Raw genomic sequence first — 15,405 nt, forward strand, 5'->3', positions numbered from 1 at the left:
GGCGGCGTATCTTGCGGGCGCGATGACAAGCACCGACGCGTCCGCCGGCGCCAAGGACGAATCGGCCGCCGAATGGCTGGCCCCGAAATGGTTCAACGAGTGGCATGACGGGCTTGCGGCCAAGGGACTGAACTTTGGCGCGATCTGGATCGGCGACAACATCGCCAATGTTTCCGGAGGATCGCGCCGCGGCGCCATCCATTTCGGCCGCTTCGATCTCTCTGTTGACGGCGATCTGGAGAAACTGGCCGGCTGGACCGGCGGCAGGTTCTACGCCAACATGCTCGGCATCTACGGCCGCGGATTGTCGCGCAACTATGTCCACAACCTCGCCACCATCAGCGAGATCGAGGCCCTGCCCGAGGCCCGCCTCTACAACGCCTATTTCGAGCAGAGCTTCTACAATAATGCGTTCAGCATCCGGATCGGGCAGCAGGCGGCCGACGTCGAGTTCTTCGACAGCCAGACCGACGATCTCTTCATCAACGGAACGTTCGGCTGGCCGGCCAACAAGGCCAACAATCTTCCCTCCGGTGGACCGGCGCCACCGATCGCAGTGCCGGGCATTCGCCTCAAGGCCACCCTGTCGGACCAGATCACCGTGTTCGGCGCGGTGTTCAACGGCAATGCCGCGCGGTCGGGCGACGGCGACCCGCAGCTTCGCGACAATCACGGCCTTGCGTTCCGCGTCAACGATCCGCCCTGGCTCATCGGCCAGGTGCGCGTAAGCTACGACCTCGATTTCGGCACGGGCAGGCTGCCGGGCAATTTCACGCCGGGAGCATGGCGCCATACCGGGCAATTCGACGATCAGCGTTTCACCGCGCAGGGCCTGTCGATCGCCGATCCCAGTGGCTCCGGCATCGCCGCCAAACTTCGCGGCAATTTCGGCATCTTCGCCGTCGTCGAGCAGACGCTCTACCGCTCGCCCGGGGCGACCGAGAAGGCCGCGTCGGCCTCCGTACCGGGAGTGACGGCTTTTGCGCGGATTGCGTACAGCCCGCCGGACCGAAACCTGATCGATCTCTATATCGACGGAGGCATCGGCGTCAGCGGCCTGGTCCGCGGCCGCCCGCTCGACCGGTTCGGGGTCGCGATGGCCTATATGCGGATTTCAGATTCGGCGCGAAATCTCGACCGCGACGTCAGGTTCTTTTCCGGGCTGCCAAGCCCGGTGCGCAGCAACGAGACGCTGCTCGAAATGATTTACGAGGCGCATCTCAAGCCTGGCTGGCTGCTGGCGCCGTATTTCCAATATGTGTTCCGTCCGTCCGGCGGCATCCCGAACCCGAACGATCCGGCCGGCGTGTCGCGGATCGGCGACGCCGCCGTGTTCGGCGTGACCACCACGCTCAGATATTAAGCGCGGCGCACCGCGCCCCTCACGTTACGGCTGAGCGGCAAATAAAGAAGGCCTGCACTGGAGATACGGGCCTTCCTTGACGTGAAGTTGAGCTTCACATGCGATTCAAGTTGAAGAACCTCTACGCAGCCGCCAGCTTGTTCTCGACCAGCTTGATCCAGTACGAGGTGCCGTACACGATGGCCTCGTCGTTGAAATCATAGGCGGGATGATGCAGCCCTGCGCTGTCGCCATTGCCGCAGAAGATGAACGCGCCGGGACGCGCTTCCAGCATGTAGGAGAAATCTTCCGCGCCCATCAAGGGCGGCATGTCGTGGACGTTCTGGGCGCCGGCCACTTCCTTGGCCACCTGCGTCGCGAATTCGGTCTGCTCGTCGTGATTTTTGGTGACGGGATAGCCACGCTCGTAAGTGAGATCGATCTTGGCGCCGGTCATTCTGGCCACGCCCTCGCACACCTCGCGGACCCGCTTCTCGACCGTCTCGCGCACTTCCGCCGTCAGCGTCCGCACGGTGCCGCGGAGTTCGGCGGTGTGCGGAATGACGTTGCGCGCGTTGCCGGCATGGAACTCGCAGATCGAGATCACCGCCGATTCCAGGGGATCGATGGTCCGCGAGACGATCGACTGCAGGGCGGTGATGAGCTGCGAGCCGACCAGGACGGAATCGATGCATTTGTTCGGGCGCGCGGCATGGCCGCCGAGGCCCTCGATCTTGATGTCGATCGAGTCGGTCGCCGCCATCACCGGGCCGGGCCGGATGGCGAAGGAACCGATCGGAATCCCGGGTCCATTATGCATGCCATAGACCTGCTCGATGCCAAAACGGTCCATCAGCCCGTCCTGGATCATGGCGGCGGCGCCCGCCCCGCCCTCCTCGGCCGGCTGGAAGATCACGACCGCATCGCCGGCGAAATTCCGGGTCTCGGCGAGATAGCGGGCTGCACCCAAAAGCATCGCGGTGTGGCCGTCATGGCCGCAGGCGTGCATCTTGCCCGGCGTCTTGGAGGCATGGGGAAGATTGGTCGCCTCCTCGATCGGCAGCGCGTCCATGTCGGCGCGGAGCCCGATCACGTTGATTTCACCCTTGCCGGGTTGCTTGCCCTTGATCACGCCGACGACGCCGGTGCGGCCGAGGCCGGTCGCCACCTCGTCGCAGCCGAATTCGCGCAGGCGGTCCGCCACGAATGCTGCAGTGCGGTGGACGTCGTAGAGCAATTCGGGATTTTCATGGATATCGCGGCGCCAGGCCTGAATATCGGGTTGCAGATCGGCGACGCGGTTGACGATAGGCATGGGATTTCTCGAACCTCAGTTTGGAACGCGTAAGGCTTTTGTAGCATGCAAGCCGCGGTCCACCCAACCGCCTGTTGCAGAGCCCCCATCCCCACCTAGGCGGTCACGCGGCCAGCGTGTTCTCGACCAGCCTGATCCAGTAAGAGGTGCCGAACACGAGCGCCTCGTCGTTGAAATTGTAGGCGGGGTGATGGAGCCCTGCGCTGTCGCCATTGCCGCAGAAGATCAGCGCCCCCGGCCGCTGCTCCAGCATGTAGGCGAAATCTTCGCCAGCCATCAGCGGCGGCATCTCCTGCACATTGGCATCGCCGGCGATTTCTCGGGCTGCCCGCGTCGCGATATCCGTCTGCCTGAGATGGTTGACCGTTACCGGATAGCCGCGATCGTAGGTCAGATCGATGCTGGCGCCGGTGATCTGCGCCACGCCGGCGACGACCTCGCGGACCCGCCTTTCCACCAGATCCCGCACTTCGCCGTTCAGGGTACGGACGGTGCCCTTCAGCTCGGCGGTGTGTGGAATCACGTTGCGGGCGTGGCCGGCGTGAAATTCGCACATCGAAATGACAGCCGATTCCAGCGGATCCACGCTGCGCGACACGATCGACTGCAGCGCCGTGATCAACTGCGCGCCGACAAGCACGGAATCGATGCTTTTGTGCGGCTGCGCGGCGTGTCCGCCGCGCCCTTCGATCTTGATGAGGACGGCATCGCCACCGGCCATGATCGGACCAGGCCGAAGCGCGAACGAGCCGACCGGAATGCCCGGACCGTTATGCATCCCGTAGACCTGCTCGATGCCGAAACGGTCCATCAGCCCGTCCTTGATCATGGCGACGGCGCCCGCACCGCCCTCCTCGGCGGGCTGGAAGATCACGACCGCATCGCCTGCGAAATTGCGGGTCTCGGCGAGATAGCGCGCGGCACCCAACAACATGGCGGTGTGGCCGTCATGGCCGCAGGCGTGCATCTTGCCGGGTGTCTTGGAAGCGTAAGGCAGATTGGTCGCCTCCTCGATCGGCAGCGCGTCCATATCCGCCCGCAGCCCGATGACCTTCACGTCGCCATTGCCGGGCCGGTTGCCCTTGATGACGCCGACGACGCCGGTGCGGCCGATACCGGTAACAACCTCGTCGCAGCCGAATTCCCGCAACCGGTCCGCCACCAATGCCGCAGTGCGATGCACGTCGTAGAGCAGTTCCGGGTGTTCATGAATATCCCGGCGCCAGGCCTGGATGTCGGGTTGAAACTCGGCGACGCGGTTGACGATGGGCATGGGGTAACGGGCTTTCCGGGTTGAACCTTCTGCCCTGTAGCATGCAAGCGGCGGTCCAACCATCGGTATGGGCGCAGGGACTCCATCCCGTCATGGCCGGGCTTGTCTGGGCCATCCACGTCTGACTAATAGGCGAAAAGACGTGGATGCCCGGAACAAGCCCGGGCATGACGGTGTCGACGACGGGTGGAAACTAAGGGATGCCGAAACGGCTTGAAGGCGATTTCGACTATATCGTAGTGGGCGCCGGCACGGCCGGCTGCATCATGGCCAACCGGCTGTCGGCCGATCCGAACAACCGCGTGTTGATCCTGGAGGCCGGCGGCAACGACAACTGGATCTGGTTTCACATCCCGGTCGGCTATCTCTTCGCGATCGGCAATCCGCGTTCGGACTGGATGTTCCGGACCGAGGCAGAGCCCGGGCTCAACGGCCGCTCGCTTGCCTATCCCCGCGGCAAGGTGATCGGCGGCTGCTCCGCCATCAACGCCATGATCTCGATGCGGGGACAGGCCGCCGATTACGATCACTGGCGGCAACTCGGGCTGACCGGCTGGGGCTACGACGACGTGCTGCCGCTGTTCAAGCGGCTGGAGGACCATTTCCTCGGGGAAAGTGAACATCACGGCACAGGCGGCGGCTGGCGCATCGAGGCGCCGCGGCTGTCCTGGGACGTGCTCGACGCGGTCGGCGAGGCCGCCGAGGAAATGGGCATCAGGCGCATTGCCGATTTCAACACCGGCGACAATGAGGGCGTCAGTTATTTCCACGTCAACCAGAAGCGCGGCCGGCGCTGGTCGTCCGCGCGTGGCTTCCTCAAGCCGGTGGTGAACCGCGCCAATCTGCGGCTGGAAAAGCATGTGCTGGTCGACCGGCTGATCGTCGAGAACGGCCGTGCGGTCGGCGTGCGCTTCATGCAGGGCGATGAGGTGATCGAGGCCCGCACCAAGGGCGAAGTCATCTTGTGCGCGGGAGCGATCGGCTCGACGCAGGTGCTGCATCGCTCCGGCATCGGCCCCGCCGACTGGCTGTCGCCGCTCGGCATCGACGTGACGCTCGACAGACCGGGTGTCGGACGCAATCTGCAGGACCATCTGCAGCAGCGCGCGATCTACAAGGTCGAGGGCGTGCGCACGCTGAACGAAACCTATTACAACCTGATCCGGCGCGGGATGATGGGGCTCGATTACGCCTTCCGCCGCCGCGGCCCGCTGACCATGGCGCCCTCGCAGCTCGGCATCTTCACCCGCTCCGATCCCCGCCGCGCGCGCGCCAACATCCAGTTTCACGTGCAGCCGCTGTCCCTCGACAAGTTCGGCGATCCCCTGCACCGCTTCCCCGCCATCACGGTGAGCGCCTGCAACCTGCAGCCGACCTCGCGCGGCACCGTGCGCATCAAATCGGCAACGCCGGACGAAGCGCCGTCGATCGCGCCGAATTATCTCTCGACCGACGACGACCGCCAGGTGGCGGCGGATGCCATCCGCACCACGCGGCGGCTGATGAAGCAGAAGCGGCTCGAACGCTACCGGCCGCAGGAGTATCTGCCCGGCCCCAGCGTCGGCGATGACGAGGCGTCACTGGCAAAGGCCGCCGGCGATATCGGCACCACGATCTTCCATCCCGTCGGGACTGCGAAGATGGGCACCGCGAACGACCCGATGGCGGTAGTCGATGAGCGGCTGCGCTTCTACGGCATCGGCGGCCTGCGCGTGGTGGACGCGTCGGTGATGCCGACGATCACGTCGGGGAATACCAATACGCCGACGGCGATGATTGCGGAGAAAGGCGCGGCGATGATTTTGGAGGATGGGCGGTAGTCCCGATGGAGCAAAGCGAAATCCGGGATCCGCCGAGCGAGTGGTCCCGGATTTCGCTTCGCTCATCCTGGCTACAATCCCAATCTCACGAAAACGTCATCCCTCGCGACCGCTGACGCCGGACTTCCGGGAATAAACCCCGCCCCAGCCCGATCACGTCCCTGAAAGCCCAATCACGGGTTCAGGGAGATTTGTCATGAGCGATCACGATCACCATGGTGACGGTGTCAGCCGCCGCCGCGTGCTGGAATGCATGACCTGGGCGGGCACCGGCGTGCTCTGGACCGTTACGGGCGGCGTGCCGCGCTCGTTGGGGCTGGTTGGATCCGCGGCGGCGGCCGAAGCCGCAGGCATGACCTTCCTGCAGATCAGCGACAGCCATATCGGCTTCGACAAGCCGGCCAACCCGAACGCAAAGGGCACGCTGGAAGAAGCCATCGAGAAGATCAGGGCGATGCCGGCAAAGCCGTCTTTCATGATCCATACCGGCGACATCACGCATTTGTCGAAGGCCTCCGAATTCGACGACGCCGACCGCATCATCTCGCAAGCCAAGCTCGACGTGCACTACGTACCGGGCGAGCACGACATCATCGACGAAGAGGTCAAGCTCTACAAAGAGCGCTATGGGCGCGGCACCAAGGGCCCCGGCTATTATTCTTTCGATGCCGGCGGCGTGCATTTCGTCGGCCTCGTCAACGTCGTCGATCTCAAGGGCGGCGGCCTCGGCAATCTCGGCAACGAGCAGCTCGAATGGCTGGAGGACGACCTCAAGGGCCGCTCGAAGTCGACGCCGATCGTGCTGTTCGCCCATATCCCGCTATGGACGGTGTATCCGCAATGGGGTTGGGGCACCGAGGACGGCGCCCGCGCGCTCGACTACGTGAAGGGTTTTGGCTCGGTTACAGTGCTGAACGGCCACATCCATCAGGTGATGCAGAAGGTCGAGGGCAACGTCACCTTCCATACCGCACGCTCGACGGCTTTCCCGCAGCCGGCGCCGGGATCAGCCCCCTCACCTGGCCCGATGAAGGTCGAGGACAGCAGGCTGCGCAGCCTGCTCGGCGTCGCCAGCATCAACTTCAAGCAGGGCGACCAGCGCCTTGCGATCATCGACACGCCACTGCAGGGCTGAAGGGGACAGTGCGATGAGTTCGATCAATCGCCGCGACTTCGGTATCGCCGTGGTCGCGACCATGCTCCTGTCCGCCCGCGCTGCCCGCGCCGAAGACATCGCCGTGCACATCGACAATTTCGTTTTCGAGCCGGCGCAACTCACGGTGAAGGTCGGCCAGACCGTCACCTGGACCAACCGCGACGACATTCCCCACACGGTGGTATGCGCGGGGAAATTCAGATCGAAGACGATGGATACCGACGGCACCTTCTCGTTCACGTTCACGGCACCGGGCGACTACAAGTATTTTTGTTCGCTGCATCCGCATATGACAGGGATGGTGAAGGTTGAGTAGCGTGCCGAACCGAGGCATCACCATCCTGCCCGGCCGGAGGTTCGAATCCGGCCGGGTGGACTCGTGTTCTGCAGCAGCCGGACGAGAGGCGATGCCATCAAAAGCATCCGACCACGATCCCGAAAAGGCGCGACGGTTTCGCGAGGCCGCGCTGCCCTATCTGGACGACGCCTACACGCTGGCGCGCTACCTGCTGCGCGACGCCACTGACGCCGAAGACGCGGTGCAGGAATGCTACCTGCGCGCATTCCGGCATTTCGACAGCTATCGCGGACCAGCGATGAAGCCGTGGTTGTTCGCGATCCTGCGCAACGTCTGCCGCGCCGAATACGCTCGCCGCGCGACCGCGCTAACCAGCCCGATCGAGGACGTGCCGGAACGCGCCGAACAGACACCGCTGTGGCATGAGGCCCAGGAGACGCCGGAAGGACAGATCATCCGTGCAAAGGATTCGCACGCCATCCGCCGCCTTATTGCAACGCTGGCCGAACCGTTCCGGGAAGCCTTCGTGCTGCGTGAAATACAGAATCTGTCGTACCGCGAGATTGCCGATGTCGCCGAAGTGCCTGTCGGCACCGTGATGTCCCGTCTCGCACGCGCCCGCGCCATGCTGCGATCGGCATGGCTGGCGGAACAGGAGCAATCGAAATGACCTGCGACGAGGCTGAAGTGCTGCTTCACGCACTGATCGACGGCGAACTCGACGCCGGGCACACCCGCGACGTCGAAAACCATGTCGCCGGCTGTTCGCGTTGCGCGGCCGCCCTTCGGGATTATCGCGAGCTGAGCAGGATGGTTGCTGAAACTGGCGCGCGCTACACCGCACCGGTGGCGTTGCGTCAGCGCATCGAAGCGGCACTGCCGCAACCCAAGGCCGTGCCGAACCGCCGCGCCGTATTGCGCGGCTTTGCGATGGGCTCGGCGGTGTCGGCGTTGGCCGCGACCGGCCTGGTCGCGATCGTGCTGCGCAACGATGACGTGGACCGAATCCAGTCCGAGGTGGTCTCCGCGCATCTGCGCTCGCTGCAGGCCGGACATCTCACCGACGTGGTTTCCACCGACCAGCACACGGTAAAACCGTGGTTCAACGGCAAGCTCGACGTCTCGCCGCCGGTGGTCGATCTGACCGCGCAAGGCTTTACCCTGATCGGGGGCCGGCTCGATTATGTCGATGCCCGCGCCATCGGCGCCGTGGTCTATCGCCGCCGCCAGCACATCATCAACCTGTTCGTGGCACAGACGGCGAATACCGAACGGCGCTCGGCCAGGATCGATACGGTTCAGGGATTCAACATCCGGCACTGGAGCGACCGCGGCCTGAACTATTGGGCGGTGAGCGACCTCGCCAAGGACGAACTCTCGGATTTCGGCGAAAAATTCGAGAGCGCGATGCGAAGCCCACGCTAGCGGCACGCTCCGGCTTGAATGCGGCCCGTGACTGGGGTTCGCGTTAGCCGAACAGCGAGCGTTTATTGCGCCAACTCCATTGGCGGATCAGCGCCATACGATTGCGCTATTGTGTCCTGCGATGATGCCGCGGCGCGACCGGCCTCCGCCGCAGTTGCGGTTCGGGCGTGATCACTCCCTCGTCGTAATAGGCATTGGAATTGTAATACGCGTTCGATTGATCGAACGACCGGTAGGACGGTCGGCCACCGAGCACGTCGGCGTTGGGGTGATAGAAGGCATAGGCACCGGGCTCCTGGATCGCGGCTTGCGCGAACACGGGCGTTGCGATCGCGGTCATCAGAAACGCGGCGGCGAGGATTGGGATCGACTTGGTCATGGTGGGATCCTCTTGTTATGAAGTCTCACCACCCAATTGGGTATCGCAGCGCAAAAACGGAGTGCTGCGCGAGGGCTCTCACCGCGATTTGAAAAGTCGTGCTTGAGGATGCGCGATGGCGTGAACGCGAGGACACCTGTTCTATCGGCAAGCGCGCAGAATATTTGCCTACAAACGAACCGATTGGCGCAACGTTTCCGCTATTGCACTTATGCCCGGGAGCACAACGCTAGACGCTCCCGGATATCGCTTCGCTTATCCGGGCTACAGCATCTGAGCTTGTCGCTACTCCTGCGGCGGATAACGCTCGAAGGTCGGCAATTCGTGCGCGCGCTCCATCCAGCGCAGCCGTTCTGCGGTCTGGATGTGCATCATCGCCGGGACGGCGTCGGGGTCGTCGTAGGTCCCACTCTGAATGTCGACGATGCCGGGCATGATGTTCGCATTGGTGTAGAACAGACCCGTGCCGCAGTCGGCACAGAATTGCCGCCGGCCATGTTCGGAGGACTTGTAGAGCTTGGGCGTCCCCTTCGTCACCTTGAGCGCGTCTTCCGCGTACATCGTCCAGCCGACTACCGGCGCGCCGGCATGACGCCTGCAGTCAGTACAGTGGCACAGCGCATGAACGATAAGTTCGCCCGCAATCTCATAACGGATGGCGCCACAATGACAGCCGCCGGTGATGGTGGTCATGCTTCTCTCCCCGATCGATGCAGCCCTGCCCGCTAGATACTTCGGAGATTGGCGGCTTCAACGCAATGGATCGCCATTGCGTCCTACTGTCGCTTCGTTCAAGGTCCGCGCGTCTGGGGTTGCGGCGGCTGAAAGACAGTCCACTGATCGTCTTTGAACAGATAAAGCGCAGATGAAACGCGCAGTTGCCCGCTGCTTGAATAGAGATAAGAGACACCCTTGCGTAGACCGTCCACAGCTTTGCTGTCACTCAAGGGCGCGAACACCAGGCCGCCGCGCTTGGGCACAGCGACCAAAATTCCTTCAGGGTGCCGCTGGAGAATACCTCGCCAGAAACCTCGGTCGAGAAAGTAGCTGCTATCGAGGTCCGGCGACTTGCCCTGGACCTGCATCAATCCTCCGGTGAACGGCCTTGCGGCGGGATCACCGTAGACGCGCTTCATATTGCGAACCGAAAGCTCGAGGGCTTGCGCCGGGTTCACTTGCAATCGAGCAAGATCCTGGGGCGTCGCATTGCGCATCGAGGTCGGTCCGTCAAAGACAAACCGAACATGCATGTCCCCGAGGAACGCGAACGCAGCAAGCTCGAACTCCACCTCGGCGCCATCAGGACCGCGGGCTCGGAGCTTGCCCAACGGTTTCAGAGCCTCGTCTTGCTTGTTGGTACCGGCCGACTCCCTGAGAACGACCATCAGGTTCTGAGCACTTGTATCGACGGCTTGCCCGCCCTGAGCCATCGCGTACTGCCACGCAAGCGAAATGCCCAATAGCGCGACACCGGCTAGGCGGGCACAGTCACGCCAGGCGTGACGCAGCTTTCGATGATTGGCCAACATGCCAGACAAGATGAACCCAGCATGAGGAAGATTTCAAGACGCGGCCCTACGCCGACTTCCTCACCGCGTTGTCGACGAGCGTCTTGCCGAGCGACCAGATCGCACCGGGGACCTTGTGGCTGGCGGCGATGACGTCGTCGAACGACTTTTCGATCCAGGCGCAGTCTTCTTCCGTGATCACGAGCGGCGGCAGCAGCTTGATGGTGTGGCTGCCGTGGCCGGAGACCTGGGTCAGGATCTTGTGATCCTTGAACAGCGGCACGGTGATGAGCTGGCAGAACAGGCCCTTGTTGGCGGTCTCCAGCAAATTCCACGAAGCCTTCAGCTTCAGCGATTTCGGCGGGCCGAACTCGATGCCGATCATCAGACCTTTGCCGCGCACTTCCTTCAGCAGTTCGTAGCCCGGCACCATGCGGGTCAGCGCGAGCCGAAGCTCGGCGCCGCGCTTGGCGGCCTGCTCGACCAGCTTTTCCTGCTTGATCACATCAAGCATCGCGATCCCGGCGGCCATCGCCATATCGTTCTTCGAAAACGTCGAGCCGTGCACAACGGCGCGGTCCATCTGGCTGAAGATCTTGTCGAAGATCGACTTGCGCGTGAGCAGCGCACCGACCGGCACGTGGCCGCCCGAAAGCGCCTTCGAGAGCAACACCATGTCTGGCTCGACATTCCAGTGCTCGACCGCGAGGAATTTTCCGGTGCGGCCGATTCCGGTCTGGATTTCGTCGGCGATGAAGATGGCGCCGTATTTCTTGCACAGCGCCGCGGCGCTGGGCAGGAATTCATCGGTGGGCAGGTTGACGCCCTTGCCCTGGATCGGCTCGACGATGAACGCCGCGACCTGGCGCGAGGACAACGCCCGCTCAAGTGCCTCAAGGTCGTTGAAGGGAATCTGCGTGCACCCGGGCAACAGCGGCTCGAATCCGCTGCGGAAGTTCGCATCGTCCATCAGCGACAGCGCACCGTAGGTCAATCCATGGTACGAGTGGGAACAGGACACGATGCCGGGGCGGCCGGTTGCGCCGCGCGCGAACTTGATCGCAGCCTCGACGGTTTCGGCGCCGGAATTGGCAAAGAACACCTTGTCCAGATATGGCACATGTTCGATCAGCCGTTCCGCGAGCACGCCGGCGAGCGTGGACACGTCGAGTTGCACCAGATTGGGAAAATCGGCATCTAGCACGCTTTTCAGCGCGTGACGCAGCGCCGGATGATTGCGGCCAATCGCAAAAACGCCAAATCCGCTGAGTAGATCGAGATAGCGGGCCCCGTCACGATCGAACAGGTATTGACCTTGACCCTTCTGAAAGCCCACATCGTAGCCGATGGTCTTCAGCACCCGAACGAGTTGCTCGTTGAGATGACGCGCATGCATGGAACTGCGCTGCGCCTGCCGGTCAGCAAACAGCTCGGAAACATCTAGATATGAGTGTGACATTGGCTACATACGTCGGTTGATGGCTGTTTCGTCAACTGAAAACGCCCAATGCGGCGTTTTGACCCCCGCTCCCGCTGGATCATCTACTTAAACATAGGTTTGGACCATGTTGCACTGCCCAAGAAGCGTCGCGCGTACAATAGTTTATTCGGGAATCTTTTTGGCCACAGGTCTTAATGCGGCGCTGGCCGCCGATCCCACCGGTGACTGGAAAGTAGCCGATGGCGTGGCCAATATTCGCGTCGCCCAATGTAGCGGCAACATGTGGGGTGTCGTGGCCTGGGAGAAGCAGCCGGGCGGCAAGGACAAGAACAATCCGGATACCGCCAAGCAGAGCCGGCCGACCCTGGGCATGCCTATCCTGATCGAGATGAAGAAGAAGCCCGGCGTCGACGCCTGGGAAGGCCAAGTCTACAACGCCAAGGACGGACAGCTCTACAGCTCGACGATCAAGCCTGTCGGCACCGACCAGCTCGAGATTCAGGGCTGCGTGCTGGGCTTCCTCTGCGGCGGCGAGACCTGGACGCGCGTCGGACCGCCGATTCCTTCAAGCCCCGCCAACAGCATGGCCAAGGGTGCACCTAAGGGAGCGCCCGGCACAGCGCCCAAGAGCGCGGCATCAGGCGCGGCACCGTCGACTGCGGCTCCTGCACCCACGGCGCCAAAGACCACTGGTGCGGCGAACCCGGCGCCGGCGAATCCTGCGCCGAAGGCCGCCCCCGGTCAGAAGCAGGCGGCCGCACAGCCCGCCGATATCGGCGATATCTGCCTACTCCCCGACATCGCGCGGTTTGCCCATTAGCGCCGGCTGGAACAGCAGCACCGCGGCCAGCGTGATGACGAACGACAGCGCCAGCAATTTACCCATGCTGGCGGTGCCGGGATGACTGGATAGCCACAGGCTTCCGAACGCGGTCGCGGTCGTCAGCGCCGAGAAGAAGATCGCGCGCGTCAGGCTGGACTGCAGCAGGTTGGTCCTGCCCTCGCGCCACGCCGTGACGTAGTAGATCTTGAAGGCGACGCCGACGCCGAGCAGCAGCGGCAGAGCTACGATGTTGGCGAAGTTGAGCGGCAGCTCGATCAGCACGCAGAGCTCCAGCGTCACCGCGCCCGCCACCAGCAGCGGCACCATCGTCATCAGCACGTCGGTGACTCGACGCAGCGCCAGCCACAGCAACAGGCTGATCACCAGCAATGCCCAGATACCGGCGTGAATGAACGCCTTCACGATGGTGTCGCCGGATTTGAGGATCGAGACCGGCCCGCCGATCGCGTTCGGCTCAGCGGCCAGAACCGCATCGGCAAAGCGGCGCAGATTGTCGTTGTCGTTGGGGTCGCCCTTCGGCAGCGCCTCGACGCGGATCAAGCCGTCCCTGGATTTCCAGCTATTGAGCAATTCCGGCGGCAGCGTCTTCAACGTCACCGGCCCGGCCTGCATCGTGTTGCGGAGCTGGTCGAACACGATCTTGAGCGGCGCGACGAAGACGTTCTGCGCCTTGTCGCGCGTCGCCTGGTCGCTGCCGGCAAGCTTCGACAGTGCATCCGCCAATCTGCGTGAGGCAACGGCGCCAGGGCCCTTGCCGTCGCCGGCGGTCCTGCGCAAGGCATCGGCCGAACTCTTCAGCGACTCGACATTCTCCTCATCGGTCGGCGCCGCATCGACCGAGTCGGGATTGAGTGCGGGGCCCACCACCCTCGCCGCCTTCCCGATCAACTGAAGCTTCGCCGGCTGGTCCTCAGGCACGAAACTGTCGATCGACANTCACGCGAAGAACTTCCGGCAGCTTTTCCAGCCGCGCTGCGATTTTTTTCGCTTCCGCGTCCGAGTTGGTCAGCACGTTGATGGCGTTCGCGCCGGTGTTGGGGTCCTTGCGCAGGTCAAGGAAGGTCGCGATCGATTCAGCGTGCGGATTGCGCAGGTTGATCGGGTTGAAGTCGAACTTCATGAAATAGAGCAGCGGCAGGCCGGCCACGACCAGAAGCAGCGTGCCGGCGACGATGATGACGCGGTGCCGTTCGAGGAATTCGTCCACCGGCGCCAGAAACGCGTAGCCGACCGGTTCGTTTTCGCCGGGCGGGTGCAGCAGCTTCAGCATCGCCGGCAGGGCCGTGATGCTGGTGAGGAACGCGATCAGCATGCCCGCACCGGCGATCTTGCCGAGTTCGGAAATGCCCTTGTAATCGGTCGGCAGGAAGCACAGGAAGCCGGCGGCAGTGGCCATCGCGGCGAGCGACAGCGGCACCGCGCAACGTCGGGCCGCGTTCTCCAGCGCCAGCGCTATATCGTCGTTCTTGAAACGCTCCGAACGGTAGCGGACGCTGAACTGAATGCCGAAATCGACGCCGAGGCCGACGAACAGCACGGCAAAGGCGATCGACAACAGGTTTAGTGATCCCACCATCATCAGGCCGACGGCGGTGGTGACCGCAAGTCCGATGAAGAGGTTCACGAACACCGCGAAGATGATCTTGCCCGAGTGCAGCGCCATCCAGAGGATCACGAGCACGATGAGGACGGTGGCGACGCCGTTGAGGATCGCGCCGTCCTGCACGGTCGAATATTCCTCATTCGCGATCGGAACCGGACCGGTCAGCCGCACGCGCGCGCTGTACTGGCCCGCAAAATTGAGATCGATCGCAGCCTGCCGGATCGCGTCGGTCGCGTCCTTGCCGGGCTCAAGCGCCTGGTAATCCAGCTTCGGCTTGAACTCGATGAAGGTGCGGCGGTCGGCATCGGTCAACGGCTTGTCGCTGACGAGCTCGCGCCAGGAGAACGTCGCCGGCTTCTTGTTGAGGACATCCTCGACCGTCTGGCTGATCAGGTTGAAGGGCCGATCGGCATTGTCGAGCTTGACCTGCCCGCGCTTGACGCCGGCAAGCCCGGTTTCCAGCGCGCCGGTCAGGCCGCGGATCGAGGGATCGCCGGCCATGATCTCGATCAGGGGGGCGGCGGCTTCGAGCTGGCCTGCGACCTTGCCGACTTCCTCCACGGGAAGGAACAGCAGCCCGTTCTTTTCGAAGAACTCGCCGGAGCCGAGCGGCTGCACCGATTCGAAATGCTTGGTGTCGCCGGTGAGCTTTGCAGCCAGCGCCCTGCTCGCCGCGCTGGCGAGTTCAGGCGTCGGCGCCTCGATCACGGCCAGGATCAGTTTTTCGCGGTCGAACGCGTGCTCGAACTGGTTGTCGCGCTTGCGCCAGTCGAGATCGGGCGAAATCAGCGTGTTGATGTCGGTGTTGATGGCGAAATGCCGGGCCGCATAGACGCTCGCTCCGACTGCCAGAAGCAGCGAGAGAATGACGACGAGAGTGGCAAACCGCGTACAGGTTCTGACAATCGAGACAACAATGCTGGTCAGCACTTCGCTTCTTTCTAAATCTCAAGGAGAGCTGGGCGAAAACGCCCGCTGTCTAACGGAGTTCCCGGAGCCGA

Annotated in this window: 14 protein-coding genes and 1 pseudogene; 7 read left to right on the forward strand and 8 right to left on the reverse strand. The window is 63.2% G+C overall.

The features are described 5' to 3' along the window. The first annotated feature begins 22 nt into the window (after window positions 1–22). The gene (locus CQ14_RS40325) at window positions 23–1,363 is read left to right on the forward strand and encodes a carbohydrate porin (RefSeq protein WP_245320904.1); all 1,341 of its coding nucleotides are present in this window, start codon (window positions 23–25) and stop codon (window positions 1,361–1,363) included. Window positions 1,364–1,484: 121 nt separating this feature from the next. Here the strand turns inward: CQ14_RS40325 and CQ14_RS40330 are convergent, their stop codons facing one another. Together CQ14_RS40330 and CQ14_RS40335 are read right to left on the reverse strand one after the other, a co-directional pair. Beyond that, the gene (locus CQ14_RS40330; RefSeq protein WP_057863292.1) at window positions 1,485–2,657 is read right to left on the reverse strand and encodes a M20 aminoacylase family protein; all 1,173 of its coding nucleotides are present in this window, start codon (window positions 2,655–2,657) and stop codon (window positions 1,485–1,487) included. 103 nt (window positions 2,658–2,760) lie between these two features. Beyond that, window positions 2,761–3,930, reverse strand: a complete 1,170-nt coding sequence (locus CQ14_RS40335; protein ID WP_057863293.1) for a M20 aminoacylase family protein — start codon at window positions 3,928–3,930, stop codon at window positions 2,761–2,763. A 200-nt stretch (window positions 3,931–4,130) separates the two neighbouring features. Between CQ14_RS40335 and CQ14_RS40340 the strand changes: the two genes are divergently transcribed. The 5 genes from CQ14_RS40340 to CQ14_RS40360 all read left to right on the forward strand — a co-directional run bounded on the left by CQ14_RS40340 (window position 4,131) and on the right by CQ14_RS40360 (window position 8,629). Then, window positions 4,131–5,750 carry a GMC family oxidoreductase gene (locus CQ14_RS40340; protein ID WP_057863294.1) on the forward strand — a complete coding sequence of 540 codons (1,620 nt, stop codon included), beginning with the start codon at window positions 4,131–4,133 and terminating at the stop codon, window positions 5,748–5,750. Between the two features lie 196 nt (window positions 5,751–5,946). Continuing rightward, complete coding sequence (locus CQ14_RS40345) at window positions 5,947–6,885, forward strand: metallophosphoesterase family protein (protein WP_057863295.1); 939 nt, start codon at window positions 5,947–5,949, stop codon at window positions 6,883–6,885. A gap of 13 nt (window positions 6,886–6,898) precedes the next feature. Next, complete coding sequence (locus CQ14_RS40350; protein ID WP_057863296.1) at window positions 6,899–7,222, forward strand: cupredoxin domain-containing protein; 324 nt, start codon at window positions 6,899–6,901, stop codon at window positions 7,220–7,222. 91 nt (window positions 7,223–7,313) lie between these two features. Further along, on the forward strand, window positions 7,314–7,874 hold the full coding sequence (locus tag CQ14_RS40355) for a sigma-70 family RNA polymerase sigma factor (RefSeq protein ID WP_057863297.1): 561 nt from the start codon (window positions 7,314–7,316) through the stop codon (window positions 7,872–7,874). Next, entirely contained in the window at window positions 7,871–8,629 is a 759-nt protein-coding gene (locus tag CQ14_RS40360) for an anti-sigma factor family protein (RefSeq protein WP_057863298.1), read from the forward strand. Before CQ14_RS40355 ends, CQ14_RS40360 begins: the two co-directional genes overlap by 4 nt. A gap of 106 nt (window positions 8,630–8,735) precedes the next feature. Here the strand turns inward: CQ14_RS40360 and CQ14_RS40365 are convergent, their stop codons facing one another. From CQ14_RS40365 to hpnO, 4 genes are all read right to left on the reverse strand, one after another. Beyond that, window positions 8,736–9,008 (reverse strand): hypothetical protein, encoded by a 273-nt coding sequence (locus CQ14_RS40365; RefSeq protein WP_057863299.1) that lies wholly within the window; start codon window positions 9,006–9,008, stop codon window positions 8,736–8,738. A gap of 285 nt (window positions 9,009–9,293) precedes the next feature. Then, window positions 9,294–9,701, reverse strand: coding sequence for a GFA family protein (locus tag CQ14_RS40370; protein WP_057863300.1), 408 nt, complete (start codon window positions 9,699–9,701; stop codon window positions 9,294–9,296). Between the two features lie 98 nt (window positions 9,702–9,799). Further along, complete coding sequence (locus tag CQ14_RS40375) at window positions 9,800–10,468, reverse strand: DUF1444 domain-containing protein (protein ID WP_156435867.1); 669 nt, start codon at window positions 10,466–10,468, stop codon at window positions 9,800–9,802. A 115-nt stretch (window positions 10,469–10,583) separates the two neighbouring features. Next, window positions 10,584–11,975: an aminobacteriohopanetriol synthase HpnO gene (gene hpnO, locus CQ14_RS40380; protein WP_057863302.1), complete on the reverse strand. Its 1,392-nt coding sequence runs from the start codon at window positions 11,973–11,975 to the stop codon at window positions 10,584–10,586. Window positions 11,976–12,081: 106 nt separating this feature from the next. Here hpnO and CQ14_RS40385 point away from each other — a divergent pair, with 106 nt between their 5' ends. Further along, a complete protein-coding gene (locus CQ14_RS40385) occupies window positions 12,082–12,777 on the forward strand; it encodes a DUF2147 domain-containing protein (RefSeq protein ID WP_057863303.1) in 696 nt (231 codons plus the stop codon). Here the strand turns inward: CQ14_RS40385 and CQ14_RS47425 are convergent. Then, window positions 12,745–13,736 (reverse strand): MMPL family transporter (locus CQ14_RS47425; RefSeq protein ID WP_245320907.1); only part of this gene is annotated, 992 nt, incomplete at its 5' end. The genes CQ14_RS40385 and CQ14_RS47425 overlap by 33 nt on opposite strands. Before the next feature lies 1 nt (window position 13,737). Next, window positions 13,738–15,334: pseudogene (locus CQ14_RS47430) on the reverse strand (MMPL family transporter); the annotation flags it as partial. Window positions 15,335–15,405 lie beyond the last annotated feature (71 nt).

The organism is Bradyrhizobium lablabi, assembly GCF_001440475.1.
Taxonomy (GTDB): domain Bacteria; phylum Pseudomonadota; class Alphaproteobacteria; order Rhizobiales; family Xanthobacteraceae; genus Bradyrhizobium; species Bradyrhizobium lablabi.